This is a genomic window from Caulobacter sp., from assembly GCF_049283275.1.
GTDB lineage: Bacteria > Pseudomonadota > Alphaproteobacteria > Caulobacterales > Caulobacteraceae > Caulobacter.
In genome coordinates, this window is the sequence record NZ_JBAPVS010000135.1 from 1 (window position 1) to 5,696 (window position 5,696).

The window sequence follows — 5,696 nt, forward strand, 5'->3', positions numbered from 1 at the left end:
CCCAGAGGGGGAGCATCTGCTCAGATTAAATCCTCCCCCTCTGGGGGAGGTGGCCCGGAGGGCCGGAGGGGGTTACGCCGCGCCGTAGCCCCCTCCGCCCGGCGTCTCAATCACGATCGAATCCCCCGCCGCGACCTCGACCGCATCGGTGGCGCCCAGCGCTTGCACAGAGCCGTCGGCGCGCTCGACCCACGCCTTGCCAAGAGCGCCTTCGCCGCCACCCGCCAGCCCAAACGGCGCCACCCGCCGCCGGTTCGAGAGCAGCGTCGCCGTCATCGGCTCGCGAAATCCGATCTTCCGCACCACGCCGTCGCCGCCGCGATGCGCGCCCGTCCCGCCTGAGCCGCGCCGGATCGAGAACGCCTCGACCAGCACCGGATAGCGGCTCTCCAGCACCTCCGGATCCGTCAGGCGACTGTTGGTCATGTGGGTCTGCACCGCATCGGCGCCGTCGAAGCCAGGCCCCGCCCCCGCCCCGCCGCAGATGGTCTCGTAGTACTGCCGCCGCTCGTCGCCGAACGTGAAGTTGTTCATCGTCCCCTGGGCCGCGGCCATCACGCCCAATGCGCCATAGAGGGCGTCGACGACGACCTGGCTGGTCTCGACATTGCCCGCCACCACCGCCGCCGGATAGCGCGGCCGCAGCATCGAACCCTCGGGAATGACCAGCTCGACCGGCCGCAGGCAGCCGTCATTCATCGGGATCTCATCGTCGACCAGGGTGCGGAAGACATAGAGCGCCGCCGCCCGGCAGATCGAGGCCGGGGCGTTGAAATTGGTCGGGACCTGGTCGCTGGTGCCGGTGAAGTCGACCCGCGCCGTGCGGGCCGCCCGGTCGACGGTGATGGCCACCTTGACCACCGAACCGTCGTCCAGCTCATAGGCGAAATCGCCGCCCGACAGGGTCGCCAGCACCCGACGCACCGCCTCCTCGGCGTTGTCCTGCACGTGGTCCATATAGGCCTCGATCACCGCCTGACCGAACTCGGCGACAAGCCCCGTGAGCGATTCGGCCCCGCGCGCGCAGGCCGCCACCTGGGCCTTGAGGTCGCCGATGTTCTGGTCGGGATTGCGGGCCGGCCAATCGCCCGAGGCCAGCAGCGCCCGGACCTCGGCCTCTCGGAACAGCCCGGCCTCGACCAGTAGGAAGTTCTCGATCAGCACCCCCTCCTCCTCGACCGTGCGGCTATTGGGCGGCATCGAGCCTGGGGTGATCCCGCCGATGTCGCCCTGGTGCCCCCGCGCGGCGACGTAGAAGGTTAGGACGCCCGCCGCGTCGAACACCGGCATGACCACGGTCACGTCCGGCAGATGGGTGCCGCCGTTGTAGGGGGCGTTGAGCATGTAGACGTCGCCGGGCTTCAACCCCCGCCCGTCATGCAGCCGCCCGTCGCGGATCGCCCGCACGCTGTCGCCCATCGACCCCAGGTGCACGGGCATGTGCGGCGCGTTGGCGATCAGGTTCCCGTCGCGGTCGAACAGGGCGCACGAGAAGTCCAGCCGCTCCTTGATATTGACCGAATAGGCGGTGTTCTGCAGGGCGAACCCCATCTCCTCGGCCACGGCCATGAACAGGTTGTTGAACACCTCCAGCATCACCGGATCGGCCTTGGTCCCGGCCGCCTGGCGCGGGGCCAGGGCGGCGACCCGGTCGATGATCAGGTTCAGATGGCGGTCGACCGTGGCCCGCCACCCGGGCTCGATCACCGTGGTGCCGGTTTCCTCGCGAACGATGGCCGGTCCGGCCACCTCGCCGCCGATCGGCAAGGCCGCGCGGTCGAAAACCGGTGCGGCGTGCTCGGCGCCGGCCATGCGGACGGCCAGTGTCGCGAGCGGCTCGGGCTTAGACGACGCCCCAACGCCCAGGTCGGGCGCTTCGCCGGCGTCAGCATGACCGATCGCCTCCACGGTCAGGGCTTCAACCACCAGGGCGGTGTTCGGTGAGATAAAGCCGAAACGCCGTTGGTGCAGGGTCTCGAACGCCGCGCGCACGGCCGCCGCGTCGCCCAACGGCACGCGCAGCGGCGTGTCGGTCCCAGCGTATTTCACCAGCAGGCTGGCGATGGTCTCGACCCGGACCAGCGGGACGTTCTGGGCGCGCAGAGCCGCCTCCGCTTCGCTCGCGAGGGCGGCGGCTCGGTCAACCAGCTCGACGGCCTCGACCAGCGGCCGTTCCACGGTCGCCTCGCGCAGGGTCCGCAAGTCGGCCAGGCCCATGCCGTAAGCGCTGAGCACCCCAGCGAACGGGTGGATCATCACCTCGGTCATGCCCAGGGCGTCGGCCACCAGGCAGGCGTGCTGGCCGCCGGCTCCGCCGAAGCAGGCCAGGACATAGCGGGTGACGTCGTAGCCGCGCTGGATCGAGATCTGCCGCACGGCCTTGGCCATGTTCTCAACGGCGATGGTCACGAAGCCCTCGGCGATCTCGACCGGCGTCATGGACTCGCCGGTGGTCGCCAGGATTTCCGCCGCCAGGGCCTCGAACTTGGCCACCACCGCGTCACGGTCCAGCGGTTGGTCGGCGTTGGGCCCAAACACGGCCGGGAAGAAGTCCGGCGACAGCTTGCCCAGCATGAGGTTGCAGTCGGTCACCGTCAGCGGCCCGCCGCGCCGGTAGCAGGCCGGACCGGGATTGGCGCCGGCCGAGGCCGGACCGACCCGGAAACGCGCCCCGTCGAACGTGCAGATCGAGCCGCCGCCCGCCGCCACCGTATGGATGTTCATCATCGGCGCGCGCATCCGCACCCCGGCCACCACGGTCTCATAGGCCCGCTCGTACTCGCCTGCGAAATGGCAGACGTCGGTCGAGGTGCCGCCCATGTCGAACCCGATCACCCGCTCGAACCCGGCCTGAACAGCGGTCTTGGCCATGCCGACCACGCCGCCGGCCGGACCGGACAGGATCGCGTCCTTGCCGCGGAAGGCGTGCGCGTCGGTCAGGCCGCCGTTGGACTGCATGAACAGCAGCCGCGTTTCGCGGCCCAGGGCGTTCGCGACCTTGTCGACATAGCGGCGCAGGATCGGCGACAGATAGGCGTCGACCACCGTGGTGTCGCCGCGCCCGATCAGCTTCATCAGGGGGCTGACCTCGTGGCTGACCGACACCTGGGTGAACCCCACATCGTGGGCGATCGCCGCGACCCGCGCCTCATGATCGATGAAGCGGAAGCCGTGCAGCAGCACGATGGCCACGGCGCGGAAGCCGGCGTTGAAGGCGTCCTGAAGGCCCGCCCGGGTCGCCGCCTCGTCCAGCGGACGCAGCACCGCGCCCTCGACGCTGATCCGCTCGTCGATCTCGACCACGCGGGTGTAAAGAGCCTCGGGCTTGACGATATGGCGGTCGAACAGCTTGGGCCTGGCCTGGTAGCCGATGCGCAGGGCGTCGGCATGGCCCTTGGTGATCGCCAGGACCGTCGGCTCGCCGGCCCGCTCGAGCAGGGCGTTGGTGGCCACCGTGGTGCCCATCTTGACCGCGTCGATCCCGGCCTGACCGTCAAGCAGGGCCCGCACGCCGGCCACGGCGGCGTCTTCGTATTGCTCGGGATTTTCGGAAAGCAGCTTGTGGGTCAGCAGCGACCCGTCGGGGCGTCGCGCGACGATGTCCGTGAACGTGCCGCCGCGGTCGATCCAGAACTCCCAGCCGCGCTGCGTCATCAAGGTCCCTTTCGTACAGGACCCTTGTGGCGCTGAGGCCCGCCCGCATCAAGGGCGGGCGGGCCTCGTCACGTCAAAGCACGTGGAACAAGTACAGCAGCAGGATGATCGGCAGCGGGATGCCCAGCAGCCAGAGGAATGCGCCTTTCATGTCGTGCTCCTTAAAGGGCGGTGGTCACGACGCGGGCGCGTCGATGCCAGACAGGGTGACGGGCGCCGAGGCGTCCGCCGGCGATGGCGCCCGCCGCGCCGAGGATCATGGTCGCCACGCCCCACCAGGCCAGGGTGGCCAGGACGTCGCCGGTCTGCTCGGCGGCCGCCTTGGCGTCAGCGTCGCTGATCCGGCCATCGGCGGGAACCGAGGCGTCGTCGGCGGCCGTGACATAGGCCGTGGCGGCGGTGTCGGCGCCGTGCAGGACGCCGCCCACGCCCGAACCCAGGCCGGCGAAGGCCAGCACGAACGCCACGCCCCAGACCGCCAGGCCTTGGAACAGGCCCTTGTGGTGGTCCGGATACTTGGCGGCGCGGGCGGCGATGAAGGCGCCGACCTGCAGGGCGACGGCGTTGGAGAACGCCACCCACAGGCCGCCGCCCAGGGTCAGCCCCTTGGCGTCGCCGCTGTCCATGGTCCACGGATTGGCGGCGGTCGCGCCGATCGCCAGGCCCAACATGTTGAGCAAGGCCCCCAACGCGACGGCCACCACCACCCCGGCGATGACCGCGCCCCATGAGATCAGCGGGTGCGCGTAGACGTCTTCGTGAAATTCCGACGGCGATAAGTCGCTCATCTTCCCATCCTCCCAATTCCAGATGCGGGAGAACGGCGACGAGAGGGCTTCGGTTGCGTCAGGCGCGGAAGGCCTCGATCCCGGCCCAGATCCCCAGACCCAGGAAGATCAGCGCCGCGCCGATGCGGACATACTTCAGCGGCACGATCCTGGTCGCCGCCTCGCCCAGATAAACGGCGGGGACATTGGCGGCCATCATGCCCAGGGTGGTGCCGGCCGTGACCCACAGCACGTCGTGGAAGCGCGCGCCCAGGGCGACCGTGGCGATCTGGGTCTTGTCGCCCATCTCGACCAGGAAGAAGGCGATGGTGGTGGTCAGGAAGACGCCGTAGCGGCCCTTGCCGCCGGCCATGTCGTCATCGGCCTTGTCCGGGATCAAGGCCCAGGCGGCCATGGCGACGAACGAGACGGCGATCGCCCACTTGAACCAGGCGCCGTCGAACAGGCCCGAGACCAGCGAACCGGCCAGGGCCGCCAGGGCATGGTTGGCCAGGGTGGCCACCAGTATGCCCAAGATGATCGGCACGGGCTTCTTGAAGCGGGTGGCCAGGATAATGGCCAGCAGTTGTGTCTTGTCGCCGATCTCGGCGATGGCCACGACGAGGGCCGAAACGAGCAGGGATTCCATGGTCTAAAACACCGTCCGGGCCGAGCGCACGCCAATAGCATCGGAGACCCCGCCCAGCCCGGAACGGAAACCGACGCCATTGGTCTCGCCGCGGAAGCTGGTGGCTTCCTTCACCCGCGCCATATCCCGAAGGATAAGTGTGTTGACGACGGGCCCCGCTGATCGGTGCGGGCGGCTACTCCCCAAAGGTGGCGGGTCAGTAGCGGTGTTGAAGGGCGGGGTCAATGCGCTTCCCCGTCTATTGCAGAAACGCCGCGCAATCCAAAAGCGGCCACTTCTTGTCAACACCGAGACCATTTCGCGCCGCCCGGAACCGCTGCGGGAACGCACCGTTGACTCCCCGAACGCGAATAAATCGCAGGAGGAAGTCATGGCTGTTCTGAACCTCGACGCTAATGAACCTTATGCCGCTCCCATCAGGAGCGCCGATACCTCGCCTCTGTTCCCCAGTGCGCCTGTCTATGCTCGCAAGCCGACGAAGAAGTCTTCGTCCAACCTGCCGCTGCTGGTGGGCCTGCCCGTGCTCGCCATCGCCGCGGGTGGTCTGGCCTGGGGTCTGATGAGCCAGCCGGCCCAGACCCCGACCGTTGACGCCGCGCCGCCCGCCCAGGTGGCCGAGGTCGAGC

3 protein-coding genes and 1 pseudogene are annotated in these 5,696 nt (G+C 69.1%); 1 reads left to right on the forward strand and 3 read right to left on the reverse strand.

Translation table 11 applies throughout. From position 1 onward, the window contains the following. Positions 1-72: 72 nt before the first annotated feature. From WAL33_RS06670 to WAL33_RS06680, 3 genes are all read right to left on the reverse strand, one after another. Positions 73-3,654: a hydantoinase B/oxoprolinase family protein gene (locus tag WAL33_RS06670; RefSeq protein WP_422179706.1), complete on the reverse strand. Its 3,582-nt coding sequence runs from the start codon at positions 3,652-3,654 to the stop codon at positions 73-75. A gap of 161 nt (positions 3,655-3,815) precedes the next feature. Further along, positions 3,816-4,442, reverse strand: a complete 627-nt coding sequence (locus WAL33_RS06675; protein WP_422179708.1) for a hypothetical protein — start codon at positions 4,440-4,442, stop codon at positions 3,816-3,818. Positions 4,443-4,500: 58 nt separating this feature from the next. Next, complete coding sequence (locus WAL33_RS06680; RefSeq protein ID WP_422179710.1) at positions 4,501-5,070, reverse strand: TMEM165/GDT1 family protein; 570 nt, start codon at positions 5,068-5,070, stop codon at positions 4,501-4,503. A gap of 370 nt (positions 5,071-5,440) precedes the next feature. Here WAL33_RS06680 and WAL33_RS06685 point away from each other — a divergent pair. Continuing rightward, a pseudogene (locus WAL33_RS06685) lies at positions 5,441-5,696 on the forward strand (hypothetical protein); the annotation flags it as partial.